Genomic DNA, 19,893 nt, shown 5'->3' on the forward strand with positions numbered 1-19,893 from the left:
TCAGAACTCGACGTCGAGCTCGCTGATCTCGTCGGGCTCCTCGCGGGCGGCATGGATCCATTCCTGCATCTCGGGCATGGCCAGGATCGTTTTGCAGAACTCGACGAGTGGCGCGTCGAGCTTCACGCCGTACGTGATGAAACGCGTCACCACCGGCGCGTACATCGCATCGGCAATGGTGCGGCGCTTGCCGAACAGGTAAGGGCCGCCGTAGCGTTGCAGGCACTCCGCCCAGATCGCGGTAATGCGGTCGATATCGGCCTGCGCGCGCGACCAGACCTTCAGCCCCGGGAAATGCCCCTTCAGATTCATCGGCAGCGCCGCGCGCATGGCTGCAAAGCCGGAGTGCATTTCGCCGCAGATCGCGCGGCAGTGGGCGCGCGCGACCAGATCGTCCGGCAACAGCTTCGCCTTGGGCCGGATCTCGTTGAGGTACTCCGCAATCGCCATCGTGTCCCAGACGGTCACGCCCTCATGGCGCAGGCACGGCACCAGGATCGACGGCGACAGCAGCAGGATCTCCGCCCGCGCGGCCGGGTCATCCGGCGGCACCAGCACTTCCTCGAATTCAAGCCCCGCAAACCGGGCCAGCAACCATCCGCGCAGTGACCAGGACGAATACGTCTTGCTGCTGATCGTCAGCGTTGTCTTCGACATCGTGCCTCCTCTGCCCCCGGGGCATTGTGCGATGTTCGCTTGCAGTATCGGCGGCGTGCGGACCTAATGCCAGCACGCACCCGCGCGGTGCGTGCCGCCGGCGCGTCCGGCACCAGTGCGAGGCCGCCTGTCGCCGCCGCTACGGGGCCGCTCCGCCACTCCGCACCCTTTGCGTGCCCTCACCCACCAAGCCAGACAAAATTTGCAAACGGCGTGCCAACATCGACGCCCGTGGCATATATATTGCGGCAATGGGGCTCGACGGACGTGGGGGGACCGAGCCATGCTCTACCAGACCTATCAGCTCTACGCGGATATGATGCAGCCGGCCTGCTCGCTGGCCGACATCGCCTCCACGCTCATCTCGGGATACCGTCGCGCCGACAACAGCGAGACGCTGCGCGCGCTACGCGCCTGGTGCGAAGTGCTGGCACTGGCACGTCTGACTCACTACCGCCCTCCTTTCGGCATCGACCGCGTGCGTATCAATGGTCGTGGCGAGTATGTGCCCGTGACCGAAGAAATCGTCATACGTACGCCGTTCTGCACATTGCTGCGTTTTCGCCGCGAGGGCGCGCCCCAGCAACCGCGTGTGCTGCTGGTGGCGCCGATGTCCGGCCACTTCGCAACGCTGCTGCGCGGTACCGTGGAAACGATGCTCCGCGACCATGACGTCTACATTACCGACTGGCATAACCCTCGTGACATCCCGCTCGTCTGTGGCCGATTCGGTTTCGACGAATTCGTGCATCACCTGATCACGTTCCTCCACGTATTGGGTGGCAACACGCATGTCGTGGCCGTGTGCCAGCCGACTGTGGCGGCGCTGGCAGCCGTCGCGCTGATGGCCGAGGACAGCGACCCGGCACAGCCGCCGAGCCTGACGTTGATGGCGGGCCCGATCGATGCGCGCGTGAATCCCACCCGCGTCAACGCGCTGGCTACGAGCCGCCCAATCGAGTGGTTCGAAAACACGTTGATCGGATACGTGCCGCTGCGTTTCGCCGGCGCGCTGCGACGCGTGTATCCGGGCTTCGTCCAGCTCATCGCGTTCATGAGCATGAACCGCGAGCGTCACGAACAGGCGCTGCGTGATCTGTATGACCTGCGGGCTCGCGGCGAGCATGGCAAGGCCGACGAAATCCAGACGTTCTATAGCGAGTACTTCGCGACCATGGACCTGACGGCCGAGTTCTATCTCGAGACCATCAGCCTGGTCTTCCAGCGCTTTCTGCTGGCCCAGAAGCTGCTCGACGTGGCGGGCCGGCGCGTATCGACCGACGCGATCCGCCGCACCACCCTGCTAACCGTGGAAGGAGAGCGCGACGACATCTGCGCGATCGGCCAGACCATGGCCGCGCAGGACCTCTGCGCCAGCCTGCGCCCGTATATGCGGATGCACCACATCCAGACCGGCGTGGGCCACTACGGCGTGTTCAACGGCAAACGCTGGGAATCGCAGGTCTACCCGCTGCTGAGAGAGACCATCCACATGAGCGACGAGATGTTTGGTTGAGCGATGGCGCCTGCATGGGCCGACGAAATGGGCCGAAGAGGCAGGGTGCTAACCTTTGGTTTTCCCCCTATCTTCCGCAGTCGACATGCCCACCACCTCCACGCAGCGATACCAGGGCCAGGATCTTCTCAGGATCGGTAACGACCACAGCTATCTGCTGCTCGCCCCCGAGCATGGTGGCCGGCTGGTGCGCTGGGTCCATCATGGGCAGGACATCCTGTTCTGGCCCGATGACGCCGACTGGTCGCGCGTAGCCAAGATCCGTGGTGGCAATCCGTTGCTGTTTCCATTTATCGGACGCCATTTCGTCGACGGCGAAGCGGGCAAGTGGCGCGACCCCGACGGCACGGTGCACAGCCTGCCCCAGCACGGTTTCGCCCGCGATCTGCCGTTCACGGTGACCGCGCACTCGGACTCGTCCATCAGCCTGACATTGACGTCATCCGACGCCACCCACGCGGGATATCCCTACGATTTCGCGTTCACAGTCACCTATCGCCTGACGACCAACGGGCTCGAGGTCACACTCACCACACGCAATCTGGGCAGCCACCCCCTGCCCTATTACGCAGGTCACCACTTCTACTTCGCCCTGCCACACGAGCAACGCGCGCAAAGCCGCCTGTCGATGCCACCGTCCGCACGTGTGCGCCAGAAGGACGATGGAAACCTAACCGCCACCGAAGCTGGCGATAGCACCTACTCCATCGCCGACCCGCACCTGCAGGACACCTTTCACCTCCTCCAGGCGGCGGGGTCCGTTTGTCTCGCGATGCCATCCCGCACGATTGATATCGAACTGGTCACTGAAAGGGAAAGCGACACGCCCTGGTATGCGGTCACCACATGGACCGAACACAACGCATCCGACTTCTATTGCGTGGAGCCGTGGCTCGGCCTGCCGAACGCAATCGCCCACGGGCAAGGACTGCGTTGGCTCGACGCCAACACTGAAGCCCGCGCGACCTGCAGGCTGGACGTGAGGCACTGAGCCAATCGCATCAGAAGAGTGGCATTTGGACACCCACTGAACGGCCCCTCAGCGCACATCTGACGCAAGAATCTGGCGGTGGTTACCGAAGCAGGTGCTCGAAATCGAGTCCGCCAAGCAGCACGGTGGGGTCGGCTTGCGTACGCGAATTGAAGTCGATCTGTCGCGCGTCCTGCCACGCATTGAGCTTGCCCGCCAAGGCGCCCAGGTACTCGGCAAACCGCTGATCGCCACCCGAGGCAAACAAGCGGTCGACTTCGTAGCTATCCCACGACAACGTGATATCGAGCGGGCACGCGTAGCGCCCGCCACCAGCACGCGCCATGGCCCAGATACGAAGCCGCGCGGGTTGGTCTGCCGATGTGTGAGGAACCAGTTCGACATTCAGCGTGCCATGGAATATCGATTGCACGCGCTCGGCGATGCGGGGCAGGAACTCCGCGTTGAAGCGATGGGCAGGAATCGGATGCACGGGAGCGGGGGCGCTTGCGTAGAGGTAGGCGGTATTGTGCGCTGGGTTGGCCGTGACAGTAAGGTTTTTGATAAGGACGAGATTGAGTCGCGAACTGGGCGAGATCGTGCCGGGCAATGATTCGGCAAAGTCGGGCGGCCGAAGGAATCGGGCGACCGAAGGATCTCCTGATGGCAGTGTTCCACGCCGCCTTCGTGCGCGAACTCTTGAACGGCCTGGATGGACCAGTCTTCCCATGGACACAGGACCGCCCTCCTCCATTCGCCAGCCATCAGCCATGCGCCGCAAACGACACTTCATCACGGACCCATGCCGGCCCCCGATACCCTTGCCGAATGCAAGCGCCTGCAGCCTGGAATCACCCAACGAATCTTCGAGTTGGCCGAGCGGCGGGCAATCTATCGACAGGCGCTAGATGAAAGAGGCCGGCTTGCAGATATCGCCGCCCGAAACGCTGAGATCGAGCTTGCGCGCAGGCACCTCCGGGGACCACACATCGATGAGCGGCTGAGATATCTACTCGGCTGAACAATAGGTGCCGGCTGTGTGCCGGGGGCTATCTACTGCGCGGCCATAGATCGCGGCGCGGGCTGGCCTCTCGGCCCCGTCATGCTACAATCCGCCCCCAGTAAGCCATAGCGGGCGTCGTATAATGGCCATTACCTTAGCTTCCCAAGCTAAAGACGTGGGTTCGATTCCCATCGCCCGCTCCACTCTCACTACGCAAGCCGCCTCTGGCACCCGGTCAAAACGATGATCGGCGATCCGCCCGGCGGCTTTTTGTTGCCATGCTTCCCCAAGACATGAACACCGATCCGCTGCCGGGCGACGATGCCGAAAGCGCTTCTGGAAAGCCCGCCGACGCCTCCCAAGGCACCCCCAACCCGGGCGACGAAGTCGCGCATCCGCGCAGAATCCGCTCGTTCGTCAGGCGTGCCGGCCGCACCTCGACCGGACAGCAGCGGGCGATGGACGAGCTGGGACCGACCTATATCGTTCCCTACCAGCCCGAGCCACTGGACTGGACGGCCACGTTTGGACGCGAGGCGCCCTCGATACTCGAAATCGGATTTGGCATGGGCGAGACGACGGCGCATATCGCCGGCCTCCGGTCACAGGACAACTTCCTGGGCTGCGAGGTGCATGAGCCCGGCGTTGGCGCCCTGCTCAAGCTGATCGGGGAACGTGGCCTTCAGAACGTGCGCATCATGCAGCACGATGCCGTCGAAGTCGCCGCGCACATGCTCACCGAGAACTCGCTCGATGGCGTGCACATCTACTTTCCCGACCCGTGGCACAAGAAGCGCCACAACAAGCGTCGGCTGGTGCAACCGCCGCTGGTGAAGCTGCTGGCCAGCCGGCTCAAGCCGGGGGGCTACATTCACTGCGCGACCGATTGGGAAGAGTACGCCCACCAGATGGTGGAAGTGCTATCCGGCGAGCCGGCCCTCGAAAACACCTCGAAGGCCGATGGCGGATTCGCGGAACGGCCCGATTACCGGCCTGTGACCAAATTCGAAAAGCGCGGCCTGCGCCTTGGCCATGGCGTGTGGGACGTCGTATTCCGGAAGAAGTAAGCGGATATCGACCATCGAATCGCAACAAAGCAAAAGAGGGGCAATCGCCCCTCTTTGCATTTCCGATGCCGGGACAAGCCCGGCAGCGATCAGGCGTGCCAGGAAATGACCCCGGTCCACGCGGTCAGGAGCACGATGATGCCAAAGGCGATGCGGTACCACGCGAATGGCTTGAAATCATGCGTGGCCACGAAACGCAGCAGCCAGCGCACACAAAGGAACGCCGACAGGAACGCGAAAACGAAGCCCACTGCGAAGATGCCGAGATCGTCAGCGGACAACAGCGCGCGCGCCTTGTAGAGTTCGTAGACCGTGGCGCCGAAAATCACCGGAATCGCCAGGAAGAACGAGAACTCCGTGGCCACCTGGCGCGACAGACCGAACAGCATGCCGCCGATGATCGTCGCACCGGAGCGCGAGGTACCAGGCACCAGCGCGAAGCACTGGGCCAGACCCACCTTCAGCGCATCGCGCCAGTTCAGGTCATCCACCGATTCGATGCGCGGCGCGCCCGCCTTGGCGGCCTCCAGCAACGCATTGCCTTGCGGGGCTGACACCGTGCCGCGACGCGCCTCGCGCCATTCAGCCAGCAGGATCACCACGCCACCGATGATGAACGCCGTCGCCACGGTGATCGGATTGAACAGATGGGCCTTGATCCATTTGCCGAAGACCAGAGCCAGCACGATGGCCGGTACCGTGGCCACGATCACGTTGATCGCAAAGCGCTGCGACTTGACATCGCTGGCCAGGCCGCTGATCACGGTGCCGATGCGCTGTCGGAATTCCCAGCAAACAGCCAGGATGGCGCCGAACTGGATCACGATCTCGAAAATCTTGCCCTTCTCGTCGTTGAAATCGAGCAACTGACCCGCGAGGATCAGGTGGCCAGTACTGGAGATGGGAAGGAACTCTGTCAGTCCTTCGACAATGCCAAGGATGACGGCTTTCAGGGCGAGTGCAATATCCATGCGGAATCAGGAGAGGGAGGCGCGAAAAGTCTGCGCAAGACCCGCCGGTATGGGCGCGGGCACGAGCATTATTGTTGATTCGGATTTATGGCCGATTAATCTTGACGTTGATACCGTCCGGCAGGACCGTGATTGTACCGGGCTCGACGTTAGTGCCGGCCAGCCGAAGCTGTTCCGGCTTGAACGTATAGAGCGGATAGCCCTGCAGCAACTGCTCCGAGAGAATACCGCCAAGCGCATTGAGCTGGCGAGAAAACTGGCTTGGCAGCCCCTGCACGTCGAACTGTTTGACCTCGGGGTCCTGCAGGACCAGGGACCGCGTTGGCTGGTCGTACCGCAGGGCGCTGTCAAGCGCGAAGCGCCCGGTCAGCGGCTGCCGGAAGAACAGGCGATTGTCGATCGTCGCATCGAATGCCACCGTCACACGATTGCGCGTGGCGTCGAGCATGAGCTGCGGATTGGCAAGCTGGATATCGAACAACTCCATATACCGCTTGTTGAACGGAAATTTCTTCTCCAGCGCCGACTGCAACTGGCTTTGCGAGAAGGTGTATTCGTCGCGGAACACACTACATCCACCCAGCCATCCGGCCGTGGCAAGCGCCGCGACACCTGCAGCCGCCAGCCAGCGCCGGCGCGTTATGCCAATCATCGATTTACCTCCGTCAAGCATGGCCACCATCCGAACGGGATGCCGGCGCCGTCATCGCTTCCAGCTGCGTCAGCCACAGCAGCGCCGCCTCACGCGATTCGCCGCACATCTCGTGCGAGGGACGCAGCCCGCCGCAGAAATCCGGCCTCTCGGGCCGCCCAAACACCGCGCAACGCATGTCGGGCAGCAACTGGGCGCATGCCTGCCCTGCGGCCTTGCCAGCGGGCATTCCCGGCAACGGGGACGTGATCGACGGCGCGATGCAGCAGGCGCCACAGCCTTCGCGGCAGGTCAAAGCGGATTGGCACGTCATGGTGAAGATTTCTGCGGCAACTGCCGAAAAACAGCATTCGAAGCCGATCAGACCTAAGAAAGCCGCAATTGTGCCCCAGGCTGGCGCGAGTACCTGAAACACAGGGCAACTTCGATCGAATGTATCCAATGGGTCACTTTTAAACAAGCCGTCGCCTTGTCCATATTGTCTGCTTGACCATACGTAAGCGCCCCCCTACATTACTGACCCATAGGTTATTAATATCGGTCCCCGCGACGCCTCGCTCCGCCTGGGGCCCCTGCCATTCCCGCACACCGTGACCGCCGCCCTGCCAAAGAAAGACCCTGACACCCGGCGCTGGAGCCGGCGCAAGGCTGCCCGCCCCCAGGAACTGGTTGCCGCGGCGCTGGACCTCTTCGTCGAGCGCGGCTACGCGGCAACACGGCTCGAGGATGTCGCCGCCGCCGCGGGCGTATCCAAGGGCACGGTCTACCTCTACTTCGCCAACAAGGAAGAGCTGTTCAAGACCGTGGTCCGGGAGAACATGGTGCCCGCGCTCGTGCGCGGCACGGATCTGGTCGATCGCTACGAGGGCTCCACGCCCGAGTTATTGCGCGAATTGCTGCTTGGCTGGTGGGGCCTGATCGGCGCCACGCCCGTGGCCGGCCTGACCAAGCTGATCATGGCCGAATCGCACAATTTCCCCGATATCGCCCAGTTCTACCAGGACGAGGTCATGGGACCCGGCGACGAACTGTTCGCTCGCGTGCTGGCCCGTGGCGTGGCGCGCGGCGAGTTCCGCGCCGCGCCGGCAAACCCCACCACCACGCTGATCTGCGCCCCGCTGGTATTCCTGATGCTCTGGCGGAGCGCATTCGGACAACTGGACTGCCGGGTCATCGACCCCGAGGCGTTCGTCGACCAGTTGCTCCAGGTACTGCTGTTCGGCCTGACCACCGGGCCATCGCGCGATACGCCGCTACCGCCGGTCCAGGGCCCATACATATGGGAAAGGATCCGCGACGAGCTGCTGGCCGAACGCGCAGCGGACCTGGCGCCACCTGCGGAGAGGGGCCAATGACCGACCTTGTCGCCCGCAAGATGGCGTCTCGACACCACCGTGGCGCAAACGCATCCCGCCGCTCGCTTCTAATGTTTTGTAAACATGCCATTCGGGTGCAAGAGGGTAAAATAGTGGGCTTTTGCGTAACTTCCCGGCAGGCGGCGGCTTCGGCACCCGTCGGGACGTCACCCGGCATCAACCGCAACGACAGCGCTGACGGCAGCATCACCCGCTAACCGGCAGCGCAACCCCGCAAGCATTTGGAAGGAAAGGCAAGATGGATCTCGAAAAAGCCCGCTTCAACATGATCGAACAGCAAATCCGCCCATGGGACGTGCTGGACCAGGAAATCCTGGACCTGCTGGCCGTGGTCAAGCGTGAGCAGTTCGTACCGCAGGCCTACGCCGCATTGGCTTTCGTCGACATGGAGATTCCGCTGCCGTGCGGCGAGAACATGCTGCCCCCGCGCGTCGAGGCCCGACTCCTGCAGGACCTGAACGTGCGCAAGCATGAGAATGTGCTCGAAATCGGCGCGGGCTCCGGCTACATGGCCGCCCTGTTGGCCAACCGCGCCCGTCACGTGCTCACCGTGGACGTTCATCCCGAACTGGTTGCCCTGGCTCGCCAGAACCTGACCAACGCCGGCATCACCAACGTGGACGTGGCAGAAGGCAACGCCGCCGAAGGCTGGGCGGTCGCCGCGCCGTACGACGTGATCTGCATCTCGGCGTCCGTGCCGGAAATTCCGAGCGCGATCCTGTCCCAGGTGAAGGTCGGCGGTCGTATCGCTGCCATCGTCGGCACGGCTCCGGTCATGGAAGCCCGCATCATCACGCGCGCCTCCGAGACCGAGTACCAGGTTGTCGACCTGTTCGAGACGCTGGCCAAGCCGCTGGAAGGCGCCGTCCAGCCGTCGCGCTTCAAGTTCTGATCAGACGCCAGACATGCAAGTCATTACCGCTCCCGAACTCGCCCAATGGCTGGCGGATGCCGCCCGCGCGAAACCGGTGCTGCTCGACGTACGCGAGGACATCGAGATCCGGACCGCCGCAATGCCCGGCATCACGCATATCCCGATGGGCCAGATTCCTGGCCGGCTGAACGAACTCGACGAAGACGCCGAAATCGTCTGCATTTGCCATCACGGCGCGCGCAGCATGCAGGTGGCGAACTTCCTTGAGCGCCAGGGTTATGCCAAGGTCTACAACCTGACCGGCGGCATTCACGCCTGGTCGACGCAAGTCGACCCGTCAGTCCCGCAGTACTGACCCGGGAACCGGCCCCGGGACGGCAACACCGCCCCGGGACCATCCCGCCCTGCAGCACCTCCGCAGTCCTTGCCGTACCACCCGTCGATGTAACCGAACATTGGCCGCGCCGCGTCGCAGGCCGCGCTGGAGATGTCATGAGTTTTCCGCTTTCCGCCGTGCCCGGTGCGGCCAGGAGATCCCTGCCGCTCGCGGCTGCTCTTGTGGCCCTGCTGCACTTGCCGGCCGCGGAGTCAGCCGATCTGCTGCAGGTGTTTCGCGATGCGCAATCCAATGACGCCCAGTTCGCCAGCGCACGCGCGCAGCTCGTCGCCACGCGCGAGAAGCTGCCCCAGGCGCGCTCCGGCCTGTTGCCGCAGATCTTTGGCACGGCAGGTGCGCAGCGGACCCAGGCAGACTACACGTCGCCGGTCGACGTCACCCGCTACTTCAACGCCAACACCTGGCAGCTGCAGCTGACACAGCCGCTGTTCCGCTGGGATCGGTGGGAAACCTACAAGCAGGGAGAATTGGCCGCACTGGCGGGCGAGATCACCTTCCAGCAGGCACAGCTCGATCTGATCACACGCGCCTCGCAGGCGTATTTCGATGTGTTGGCCGCGCAGGACAACCTCTACCTGGCAGGTGCCCAGAAGAAGGCCATTGGCGAGCAACTCGAGCAGGCCAAGCGCAATTTCGAGGTAGGCACCGCCACCATTACCGACGCCAACGATGCCCAGGCGCGCTACGATCTGGCCACCTCCACGGAGATTGCTTCACAAAGCGCGCTCGAGGTGTCCCGCGCCACGCTGCAACAGATCACCGGCAAATCCGTCGACGAACTGATGGGACTGCGCTCAGAAGCAGCGATTCCGGGCCCGGCGCCGGCCGATGTCAACGCATGGGCGGCCCAGGCCGAACAGGCCAATCCGCAAGTCAGCCTGGCCGGATACAACCTCGAAACCGCGCAGCGCGAAACGAACAAGGCCAAGGCCGGCCACCTGCCTTCCGTCGACCTCGTCGCGTCATACGGTTACACCAACGCCCAGGGCACGGCCACGCAGCTCAGTAACGTGGGCAGCCGCTACAACTCGGGCGTGGTGGGCGTGCAGTTGAGCATCCCGATCTTCACCGGTGGCCAGATCCAGTCGCGCGTGCGCGAAACCCTGGCGCTTGCCGACAAGGCCGCAAGCGATCTCGAATTCGCTCGCCGTACCGCGGCGCAGACCGCCCGGCAGACCTACTCGGGTGTGTACAACGGGCTGGCGCAGGTCAAGGCGCTCGAGGCAGCCGAACGCTCGGCGCAAAGCGCGGTGGAATCGAACCAGCTTGGCTATGAAGTGGGCGTGCGCATCAATATCGACGTGCTGAACGCGGAGGCGCAACTGTTCCAGACCCGCCGCGACCTGGCCAAGGCGCGCTACGACACGATCATGAATGGCATGCGCCTGAAAGCTTCCACCGGCGCGCTGTCGGAAGACGACGTGGTGCAGATCAATACGCTGCTGACGTTGGCGCCAGGAGCAATGTACAAGTTGCCGCGGAAAACGAGCTTGGGTGCCGCACCCGCTCCCACCAAGTCCGCACGCGGCGAACGCGGTCGGCGCGAGAGTCTGGCGCCGGTGGCTACGCCCCGTTCTTGACGACGGCAGACGTATCAGAAGGAGCCAGAGTCGCACCGCGATATGCCGCTCGAGCTTCGCGCCCTGCCATGCCTAGCAACAGACCGATCAGGCCAGCGTAGAACACAACGTTGGCCTGATGCGCCATCGTCACCTGTGTCAGACCAGAAATCAGCGAAGCGAGTACCACCCCCAAGCCGGCGCCGGCCAGACTCGTACCCGAATCGCTGTGGTCAGTTCGGCAAGCACGCAGAATCCGCCAGAACAACGCCGCTGGCACCAGGAAGAGTCCCAGCATGACTAAGAGTCCCGGAATCCCGGTCGTGGACGCAGCCTCGACCACGTCGTTATGAGCATGTTCGAGAACACATGCAACAGACTCGGTACGGTGCTCGCAATACGGCGCGGCATGCAAGATTCGGGCGAATTGTCCTACACCCACGCCCGTCCATGGGTGGTCAGCGAAGTATTTGAAACCGATCTCCCAAATCTGTAGCCGAGCACCTACCGAAGTTTCCGCGTCCCCTTGCCGGAAATGCTGGACCTCCAAAACCGCCTGGTCGACACGTTTTGCTACCGGGCCCCCAGGAAGCATGTACAGGCCAGTCACCAGCACAACGATCCCAAGGGCTGCTATCAGGAACATGCGCAAACTGAACCGCCGATAACGGACAAGTAGTAGCGGGAATAGCGTCACGAGCAGCGCGACCATGCCACCCCGAGTGCTATTCATGACCAGGATTGGTACGGCACAAAGCACGTTGAACCAAGCCTCCGCATGCGTTCCGAAACTACACCCAGGGCGTGAGAAACCAACCAACGCGAGCGCGGCCACAATGTTAGCAAACGCAATGGCTTGAACAAACGCTGACGGCCGTCCATCAGCCAGCATGAAATACTGATAAGTAACAATCACCAGTGCCAAGCACAAGCCGACGGTAATCCCGCGCCAGAGCCACGTCGAATTCGGCGCCGCGCGCACGATCACCCAGCACGTCAGAATAGCCAGCAACATCCGCGAGGGATTGTCGATAACGTTCCACGGTGTGTGGAAGTAGAGCTTCGAGCCGACGTAGACAAGCATGAAGGCCAGCACGGCGATGGCCAGCGGTGTCAGGACCTTGGAATACTCGCGCCATGCCCGTCCCATGCCCCGCCAGCCGAGCAGCGCCAGTACGCCGACCCCCGCCAGGAACACGCCCGCGCCTCGCGGCACGCATAGGATCAACACGGGGAAGGCGAAGACGAGGATGGTAGCCATCCTCGACAGGAGCTTGCTGCTATCGGTCATAGTGGGATACTTGATGCGCCGGTATCGCCACTGCGCCGTGGCGTTCCTGAAAACAGGCCGGATTCTATCTGATCAGGCGCCCCGCCCCCCAGCAGGCGTCTCATCCGACCGGCCCTGAGCCAATCACTTTGCCCGCGTGCGCTCTTCCACATCGATCAATTGCCAGCGGATCGACGAGGCATCTGCGGGTGGATTCGGCACCTGATACTCCCGCACGCGCAGCTTGTAGCTGACGCCGGGCTCGAAATCGAGCCCCTCGATCGCCCCGTACCAGAGCTGCCACGGGGCATCGGGCGACTCGCGCCAGCGATAGCACTGCATCTTGCCCACGCCCGAGCATTCCACGCGCTGCGAATCGATATAGACGATCTTTTCCTTGCCGGATGCCGCATCGATCTTCGCACCGCGCCGGCCCACGCCTTCACGCTCGACGAACTGCAGCAGATCGCCATCGGCCGTCTTCCAGACGATCTGCCGCCCGGTCGAGCCCGCCGACGGCTGCGTGCCGACCGTGGTGAACGGCGACGCCATCGCCTTGAGCAGCGCCGATTCGAGCTCCATACGCGGCCCCGGGCAAGCCATTCGCGTGCCGGCAATGCGATCAAAGCGAATGCCGGTGCTGGTCTTGCCATAGCCGCCCGTGAAGCGGTTGCAGCCGCTGGTGCCGCTTACCGTGCCTTGTGGGGAATCGATGCCGTCGTTGAAGTCGAAGATGATCGGCTGGCCATTGTCGCCGTGGGGAATATCGCGCAACGTGCCGTCGGGACGCTGCCACCGCACAAGTTCCCAGCGGCTCGGACCGCCCGAGCGCGTTTCACTGAGGCTGGTATTGGCCGATGGCGTATCGGGAGGTTGGCCGCTAGCGCAAGCTGACATGATCGTGGCGGAAGCAAGGGCCAAAGTCATGGCCAGGGGACGAAGAATCTTCTGCATGGGTCGACTCCTTTGCTTGAAACGCCTGTGGCTCGAATGCCTTGCGCGCTTCTCGCCGAATGGGAGACATCCGGGAGAGAACGCAAGCGCTTGAAGAGCCTCAGGCAACACTCAGTCTAGTGGAACGGCGCTTATGCCGCATCAGCGCAACACCGGTGCCAGCGCACCCAGTGTGCGTGCGGTTGCGCCACGATGGAGGCCGGCGAAGGTCAGCGCGTGCTCGCGCATGTCCGCAAGCCGCGTTGCGTCTCCGAGGATGGCAGCAGCGGCGACTATCAGTTCGTCCGCGTCAGCCACGCGCTGGCACGCGCCCGCGGCAATCGCGTCCTCGGTCGCCTGCGCGAAGTTGAACGTGTGCGGCCCCATCAGCACCGGTGTGCCCACGGCGCAGGCCTCGATCAGATTCTGACCGCCGAGCGGGATCAGGCTGCCGCCGATATACGCAATGTCCGAGGCAGCGTAGTACATCGCCATCTCGCCCATCGAGTCACCGAGCACGACGTCGGCGGTGATCGGCCCCGCCAGATGTTCGACGTCGAGCGCGCTGCGCCGCTGCACGCTGAAGCCGGCGCGCGTCGCCATCGCGGCCACCTCGTCAAAGCGCTGAGGATGACGCGGCACCAGCAGCAATGCGGGGCGATCCGTGCCCGGCCAGCGCGAGAACGCCTCCAGAATCAACGGCTCCTCGCCCTCGCGCGTGCTCGCTGCCGCCAGCACATGCCGGTTGCCGAAGGCCTGCCGCAGAAGCTGTCCGCGTGCCACGCCGGCCTCGGGCGGCTGCATATCGAACTTCAGGTTGCCCGTGACCTGTACCGACTTCACACCCAGCGCGCGATAGCGTTCGGCGTCGCCAGCGGTCTGGGCCAGCACCATCGTGAAGTCGTTGTACAGCGCTGCGGCGGCGCTACCGAATCGCGCGGTACGCCGATAGCTGCGCGGCGACAGCCGAGCGTTGACCAGGAACAACGGCACGCCCACGCGGCGCGTGACGTGCACCAGGTTCGGCCAGACTTCCGTTTCCATGATCAGGCCGGCATCCGGTTGGAAGTAGGCCAGAAAGCGTCGGACCAGCCAGGGCAGGTCATACGGCAGATAGCACTGCTGGACGCGTGGGTTGGCACCGTAGAGCTGCGCGCCAGTCTGGCGGCCGGTCGGCGTCATGTGCGTCAGCAGCAGCCGGTGCCGCGGATAGGCCGCCAGCAGCGCGTCGATCAACGGTTGCGCCGCCCGCGTTTCGCCAACGGACACCGCGTGGACCCACAGCCATGGGCCGGCAGCCGATAGATCGCCATAGCGCCCCAGTCGCTCGCCAACATGCTGGGTGTAGCCGGACTCCTTGCGCGAACGCCAGACCAGCCGCAACAACGCCAGTGGCAAGATCAGCAGCCACAGCAATGAATAGACGAAACGCAGCATCACGCAGTCACTCCGCGCACGCGCATCGCTGCCTCATGGACTTCGTCGACGGTCGGCACGATGCCATCGTCACCGACATTGGCAATACGATCGGACCAGTAGCCTTCAGTTTTCCAGCGCCATGTGGCCGTGTAGATCTCGACGGTCGGGCGGCACAAGGCGGCGGCGATATGCACGAGCCCCGTGTCGACGCCGATGACAACCTCGGCGCGATTGATCAGTCCGAATCCCTGCATGACCGAGAAGCGCGGCAGCACGCGCGCGCCGGGAATACCGGCGGCCAGCGCCTCGGCGTCGCGGCGCTCCGACTCACTGCCCCACGGCAGCAGCACGGCCAGCCCCTCCGCTTCGAGCCTCCGCCCCAGCGCATGCCAGTTCTCCACCGCCCAGCGCTTCTTCGCGCCAGCCGTCGCATGGAAGCAGACCGCATAACGCGCGGGCAGGTCCGCCCACAGCGGATCATCGACGCTCAACGTATTGGCCGCGGGGCCGAAAAAGCGTGGCGGCTCGGGCGGGGTGATGCCGGTCAGCGCGGCGCCAAGCAGTCGCGAGCGCCGCACCGAGTGGGTCTGGCGCGGTACCTTGACGGGGGCCGTGTAGAACAACCGGGCGGCCGGCTCGTAGCCCGATCCTTGCGTGGCGTTGCCCAGGCCGATCACCGGTGCCCCGGCCGCGCGCGCGGCGGTGCGGGCCACGATGGCGGTCTTCAGAAGCCCCTGCGTCTCGAGCACGGCGTCATATGGCCTCGCCTGGATGGCATCGCGCAGCGCGCCGATCTCCGCCCAGGTCTCGCCACGCCAGAAGCGCTTGCGCCAGCGGCGCAGCGCGAACGGAATCACGCGGCCCACATCGGGCAGCAGCCGCACCAGATCGACATAGCCTTCCTCGACCACCCAGTCGATCTCGGCATCGGGCCAGCGCGCGCGCAGATCGTGCACGAGCGGCATGTTGTGCACCACATCGCCCAGCGACGACACCTTGACGATCAGGATACGAGGCCGCGCGGGCAGCCCAAACGGAGACACCGCCGCTTGCGGCGACGGTGTCTCCTGGTTCGATGCCTGCACTACGTCAGAACGGGAGCTTCGCATCCGGTTTCTCAGCCAGGATCACACGCTTGAATTCGGCCTGGATTCGGGCCAGCGCAGCATCGTTGTCGGCCTCGAAACGCATCACCACCACCGGCGTGGTGTTGGACGGACGCGCCAGGCCAAAGCCGTCCGGGTACTCGACGCGAACGCCGTCGATCGTGATGACTTCCTTCGCCCCGTCGAACTTCGCATTGGCGCGGATCTTGTCGAGCAGCGTGAACGCCTCGCCCTCGGCGCACTTGAGCTGCAGCTCGGGCGTGCAATTCGAGTTCGGCAGTGCGTTGAGCACGGCGCTGGCGTCGGCATGGCGCGACAGGATCTCGAGCAGCCGCGCGCCCGTGTACAGGCCATCGTCGAAGCCGTACCAGCGATCCTTGAAGAACACGTGACCGCTCATTTCGCCGGCGATCGGCGCGCCCGTTTCCTTGAGTTTGGCCTTGACCAGCGAATGGCCCGTCTTCCACATCAGCGGTTCGCCACCGTGCTGGCGGATCCACGGGGCCAGCTTGCCCGTGCATTTGACGTCGTAAATCACCTGCGCGCCGGGATTGCGCGAGAGGATCTCCTCCGCGAACAGCATCAGTTGCCGGTCCGGGAAGATGACCTGCCCGTCCTTGGTGACCACGCCCAGGCGGTCGCCGTCACCATCGAACGCCAGACCCAGCTCGCAATCCGTGTCGCGCAGGCACTGCATCAGGTCCTGCAGATTCTCCACGTGGGCGGGGTCAGGATGGTGGTTCGGGAAATGGCCGTCGACGTCGCAGAACAGTTCGGTCACTTCGCAACCGAGCGCGCGGAACAGGTCGCCCACGAACGCGCCGGCCACGCCGTTGCCAGCATCGAGCGCGATCTTCATCGGGCGCGCCAGTTTCACGTCGCCAACGATGCGGTCCAGGTACTGCTGACGCACATCGACGAGCTTGTAGCCGCCGTTGCCCTTGGTGAAGTTGCCCGCCTCGATGCGTTGGCGCAACGCCTGGATCTGCTCGCCGTAGATCGCCTTGCCGCCGAGCACCATCTTGAAACCGTTGTAGTCGGGCGGGTTGTGGCTGCCCGTGACCATGATGCCGGACGTGGCGCGGCGGCCGTCCAGCTCGATATTGGTGCCGAAGTAGACCATCGGCGTGGCGACCATGCCCAGATCGATCACGTCGAGCCCGGCGGCGCGCAGGCCTTCGACGAGCCCGCCAAGCAGGTCAGGGCCCGACAGACGGCCGTCGCGGCCGACAACGACTGCGCGCTCGCCTTGCTCGGCTGCGGCAGACCCAAACGACAGGCCGATGAAACGGGCCACTTCCGGGGTCAGCGTCTTGCCCACGATGCCGCGGATGTCGTAGGCCTTGAAGATCGAAGGTTCAATTTGCATATGGCTTCCCATGTCTGAAGTTCACGATGCGATACCGACCGGCAACAGCTAGCCGGACGGGGCGCGGGCAGGGCGCCAAAAACTCGTATTGTGCCGGATTGCGGGCGACACAGGCGGTATAATGCGAAGCCGCCACCCAACCGTGGGTTGTTCGCGCTCTCCTCCCCGCTTTCGGACTGTCTGAGCATGCGCCACATGCGCCCTACCTGACTGGCGGCTGATTGGAAGCAGTTGCTTTGCGACGGGACTTCCCTGTTCAACACTTCCACCACCCACCATTGCCCTTGCCCACGTTGCCCAGACGGCCACGCATCGCCTACCTAATAACGAATTCCGAGATCGGCGGCGCTCAGGCCCATGTCGCGGAATTATTGCGCGCGATGCACGATCGGGCGGACGTCACGCTGCTCGCGGGAGGCGGAGGGCCATTATTTGATCTCGCCGTGGATCTGGGGATTCCGACGGTACGGCTGGCAACGATGGACAATGCCTTGTCGCCGGTCAAGGCCATCATGGCCATGCAGGAGCTAATGCGGGCACTACGGCAAATCTCGCCGGATGTCATACATACGCACAGCGCCAAGGCAAGCGCGCTCGGACGCGTCGCTGGTTGGTTGCTCCGCATCCCCGTGATTTACACGGTTCATGGGTTCGCATTCAAACCCGAAGCGCCATGGAAGCAGCGCACCATTGCCAGAATCGTCGAATGGTGTCTGGCGCCTCTTACCAGCCGCGTCATTTGTGTTGCCGACGCCGAACGCGCACTGGCAGCCGGCCTTCCTATTCCCAGCGAGCGGATCATTGTCATCCCGAACGGCATTGCCGATGTCGCGATCCGCAGCACGCCGACAGAGCATGTGAACCGGATCGTGACAGTGATGCGCCTGGCTGCCCCCAAACGCCCGGATGTCGTCATTAGTGCATTTTTCGCCGCGCAACTACCGGATTGCGAACTTGTCATTGCCGGGGACGGCCCGCTTCGTGACACGCTGGAGGAACAGGCCGGTCAACTGGTACCAGGGCGAGTCCGTTTTGTAGGAAGCGTCAGCGAGATTCCGAATCTGCTTGCTAGCGCACAGGTCTTTTTGCTGGCGTCCGACCACGAAGGCTTCCCAATATCAGTTCTTGAGGCCATGCGGGCTGAACTCCCGGTAGTCGCCAGCGATCTGCCAGGCATCCGCGAGCAGCTCGCCGGCGGACGTTGCGGAATACTGGTGCAAGGCAACGAACCCCAAGCATTCGCCCAGGCTTTGGAACGACTGGCCGAAGACACCCAACAACGTGCGGCACTGGCAAATGCGGCTCGGGTTCGCTGGGAGGAGCAATTCGGCCTGACGCCAATGGTGAGTGCAACCTGGAATGTCTACGAGCAAGTGCTCGCCGAACGCAAGCCCCAACGCATGCGAACATCCGTATTATGAGCTCCACCGACAGCACCCCCATTCGACGCAACTTGCGTCATGCCCGCACCGCTAGGTCGGAGACAATCCGCAGAGCGAGCCGAATGATCGGATGGGCGGTGATAGGCCTCGCATTGTTTGGCATCAATGCGGCGCTATCCGAAATTGCACACCATGCTGGCCTTGTGACGCACGTCTTCCCGCGCACGTTGCTCTGGTCCGCCCTCCCCTACCTCGCGGCTTTTGTCTTGTTGCACCGCTCGCTACATCTTCCGCCCATGGAGGGCAATAGCATCGTCGGCTTGGCCGCAACTTTGCCGTTTGCGCTATTGCTGATCGTTTATGCCGGATTCCATATCGAATACTCGCGCGGCGCCGTGTTGATCAGTTACGTCACCACGCTTGCCTGGATCTGGTTCGGATACCGTCGCTATGTGCAAAAGTATGTGCCTGTTTATGGCTACATGGATCCGGCCATACTGACGCAGCTCGACAAGATAGTCTCGATGCCAGGTGCCAATCCGCCAAACGTAACCCGCTTCGAACACATCCGGTCGATCGAAGATGCATTGCATTGTGACGGTATCATGGTCGAACGTGGAGTGACTGCGGACCCGGCGCGCACCCGGATGCTGACCCAATATAAGCTTGGACACCTGCGAATGTATTCCGTGGAGCGTATCGGCGAGATGTTGACCGGCCGTGTCGGGCTGGACCACATCGACGAGAATTTTTTTGACGATTACGCCGACCACTATCTCTACGGCTTTGCCAAGCGGCTGATCGACATCGTTGGTGTCATAGTGCTGGCGCCGTTCGCGTTGCCGATCGGGGTTATCGTGGCACTGGTCGTCCTCATGGAAACAGAGGGCGGCGCCCTGTTCCGTCAGCGCCGCGTGGGCCTGTTGGGCAAGCCATTCACGATGCTCAAGTTTCGGAGCATGAGCGTTGACAATCAGGCCCCAGCACAGTTCGCTAGCCGCATGGACCCGCGCGTCACTCGCGTGGGTCGCTTCATCCGCAAGTACAGGCTCGATGAGATTCCGCAGCTCTGGAACGTGTTTGTGGGTGACATGAGCTTTATCGGCCCGCGCCCAGAACAGGTGCCTATGGTAGAGGCGTTCACGGAATCAATCCCGTACTATCCGTACCGTCACCTGGTACGTCCGGGGTTGTCGGGCTGGGCTCAGGTACAGCAAGGATATGTGGGATCGGAACAAGAGACTGTGACCAAGCTGAGCTACGACCTGTACTACGTCAAGCACTGCTCCATCGCGCTGGATCTGTTGATTGCAGTGAAAACGGTGAGAACACTTGTCACCGGCTATGGGGCTCGCTGACATACTCAAGAGAG

Annotated in this window: 19 protein-coding genes and 1 tRNA gene; 10 read left to right on the forward strand and 10 right to left on the reverse strand. The window is 63.3% G+C overall.

Annotated elements, in window-relative coordinates; all coding sequences use genetic code 11:
* A complete protein-coding gene (locus tag K6G35_RS12245) occupies positions 1–657 on the reverse strand; it encodes a glutathione S-transferase family protein (protein ID WP_008642239.1) in 657 nt (218 codons plus the stop codon).
* A 283-nt stretch (positions 658–940) separates the two neighbouring features.
* Here K6G35_RS12245 and K6G35_RS12250 point away from each other — a divergent pair, with 283 nt between their 5' ends.
* On the forward strand, positions 941–2,173 hold the full coding sequence (locus K6G35_RS12250; protein WP_008642237.1) for a polyhydroxyalkanoate depolymerase: 1,233 nt from the start codon (positions 941–943) through the stop codon (positions 2,171–2,173).
* 85 nt (positions 2,174–2,258) lie between these two features.
* Positions 2,259–3,164 (forward strand): aldose epimerase family protein, encoded by a 906-nt coding sequence (locus K6G35_RS12255; protein WP_495675777.1) that lies wholly within the window; start codon positions 2,259–2,261, stop codon positions 3,162–3,164.
* Between the two features lie 82 nt (positions 3,165–3,246).
* Here the strand turns inward: K6G35_RS12255 and K6G35_RS12260 are convergent, their stop codons facing one another.
* Complete coding sequence (locus K6G35_RS12260; RefSeq protein ID WP_040010873.1) at positions 3,247–3,636, reverse strand: DUF5594 family protein; 390 nt, start codon at positions 3,634–3,636, stop codon at positions 3,247–3,249.
* Between the two features lie 638 nt (positions 3,637–4,274).
* On the opposite strand from K6G35_RS12260, the gene K6G35_RS12265 reads away from it, so the two are divergent.
* Positions 4,275–4,349, forward strand: a tRNA-Gly gene (locus K6G35_RS12265).
* Positions 4,350–4,424: 75 nt separating this feature from the next.
* Complete coding sequence (trmB, locus tag K6G35_RS12270; protein ID WP_495675778.1) at positions 4,425–5,213, forward strand: tRNA (guanosine(46)-N7)-methyltransferase TrmB; 789 nt, start codon at positions 4,425–4,427, stop codon at positions 5,211–5,213.
* An 89-nt stretch (positions 5,214–5,302) separates the two neighbouring features.
* Here trmB and K6G35_RS12275 read toward each other — a convergent pair whose 3' ends face one another.
* The 3 genes from K6G35_RS12275 to K6G35_RS12285 all read right to left on the reverse strand — a co-directional run bounded on the left by K6G35_RS12275 (position 5,303) and on the right by K6G35_RS12285 (position 7,149).
* The gene (locus K6G35_RS12275; protein WP_008642228.1) at positions 5,303–6,184 is read right to left on the reverse strand and encodes an undecaprenyl-diphosphate phosphatase; all 882 of its coding nucleotides are present in this window, start codon (positions 6,182–6,184) and stop codon (positions 5,303–5,305) included.
* 85 nt (positions 6,185–6,269) lie between these two features.
* The gene (locus K6G35_RS12280; RefSeq protein WP_186424868.1) at positions 6,270–6,836 is read right to left on the reverse strand and encodes a DUF1439 domain-containing protein; all 567 of its coding nucleotides are present in this window, start codon (positions 6,834–6,836) and stop codon (positions 6,270–6,272) included.
* A gap of 13 nt (positions 6,837–6,849) precedes the next feature.
* Positions 6,850–7,149: a YkgJ family cysteine cluster protein gene (locus tag K6G35_RS12285; protein ID WP_040010860.1), complete on the reverse strand. Its 300-nt coding sequence runs from the start codon at positions 7,147–7,149 to the stop codon at positions 6,850–6,852.
* 277 nt (positions 7,150–7,426) lie between these two features.
* Between K6G35_RS12285 and K6G35_RS12290 the strand changes: the two genes are divergently transcribed.
* The 4 genes from K6G35_RS12290 to K6G35_RS12305 all read left to right on the forward strand — a co-directional run bounded on the left by K6G35_RS12290 (position 7,427) and on the right by K6G35_RS12305 (position 11,063).
* Positions 7,427–8,191, forward strand: a complete 765-nt coding sequence (locus K6G35_RS12290; protein ID WP_008642223.1) for a TetR/AcrR family transcriptional regulator — start codon at positions 7,427–7,429, stop codon at positions 8,189–8,191.
* A gap of 259 nt (positions 8,192–8,450) precedes the next feature.
* Entirely contained in the window at positions 8,451–9,104 is a 654-nt protein-coding gene (locus K6G35_RS12295; protein ID WP_008642221.1) for a protein-L-isoaspartate O-methyltransferase family protein, read from the forward strand.
* A 13-nt stretch (positions 9,105–9,117) separates the two neighbouring features.
* Positions 9,118–9,441, forward strand: a complete 324-nt coding sequence (locus K6G35_RS12300; protein ID WP_008642220.1) for a rhodanese-like domain-containing protein — start codon at positions 9,118–9,120, stop codon at positions 9,439–9,441.
* Positions 9,442–9,578: 137 nt separating this feature from the next.
* Entirely contained in the window at positions 9,579–11,063 is a 1,485-nt protein-coding gene (locus K6G35_RS12305) for a TolC family outer membrane protein (RefSeq protein WP_008642219.1), read from the forward strand.
* Here K6G35_RS12305 and K6G35_RS12310 read toward each other — a convergent pair.
* The 5 genes from K6G35_RS12310 to K6G35_RS12330 all read right to left on the reverse strand — a co-directional run bounded on the left by K6G35_RS12310 (position 11,047) and on the right by K6G35_RS12330 (position 17,139).
* Positions 11,047–12,333, reverse strand: a complete 1,287-nt coding sequence (locus K6G35_RS12310; RefSeq protein ID WP_008642218.1) for an O-antigen ligase family protein — start codon at positions 12,331–12,333, stop codon at positions 11,047–11,049. The two genes, K6G35_RS12305 and K6G35_RS12310, sit on opposite strands and share 17 nt — an antisense overlap.
* A gap of 123 nt (positions 12,334–12,456) precedes the next feature.
* Positions 12,457–13,266: an META and DUF4377 domain-containing protein gene (locus K6G35_RS12315; RefSeq protein WP_008642217.1), complete on the reverse strand. Its 810-nt coding sequence runs from the start codon at positions 13,264–13,266 to the stop codon at positions 12,457–12,459.
* Positions 13,267–13,407: 141 nt separating this feature from the next.
* On the reverse strand, positions 13,408–14,682 hold the full coding sequence (gene waaA, locus K6G35_RS12320; RefSeq protein WP_495676348.1) for a lipid IV(A) 3-deoxy-D-manno-octulosonic acid transferase: 1,275 nt from the start codon (positions 14,680–14,682) through the stop codon (positions 13,408–13,410).
* Entirely contained in the window at positions 14,682–15,773 is a 1,092-nt protein-coding gene (waaC, locus tag K6G35_RS12325) for a lipopolysaccharide heptosyltransferase I (protein ID WP_495675779.1), read from the reverse strand. The genes waaA and waaC overlap by 1 nt, the downstream gene beginning before the upstream one ends.
* A complete protein-coding gene (locus K6G35_RS12330; RefSeq protein WP_495675780.1) occupies positions 15,754–17,139 on the reverse strand; it encodes a phosphomannomutase/phosphoglucomutase in 1,386 nt (461 codons plus the stop codon). Before K6G35_RS12330 ends, waaC begins: the two co-directional genes overlap by 20 nt.
* 380 nt (positions 17,140–17,519) lie before the next feature.
* On the opposite strand from K6G35_RS12330, the gene K6G35_RS12335 reads away from it, so the two are divergent.
* A complete protein-coding gene (locus K6G35_RS12335) occupies positions 17,520–18,560 on the forward strand; it encodes a glycosyltransferase family 4 protein (protein WP_008642213.1) in 1,041 nt (346 codons plus the stop codon).
* An 83-nt stretch (positions 18,561–18,643) separates the two neighbouring features.
* Positions 18,644–19,879, forward strand: coding sequence for a sugar transferase (locus K6G35_RS12340; protein ID WP_008642211.1), 1,236 nt, complete (start codon positions 18,644–18,646; stop codon positions 19,877–19,879).
* Positions 19,880–19,893 lie beyond the last annotated feature (14 nt).

It is taken from the genome of Cupriavidus sp. HY129 (genome assembly GCF_059492215.1).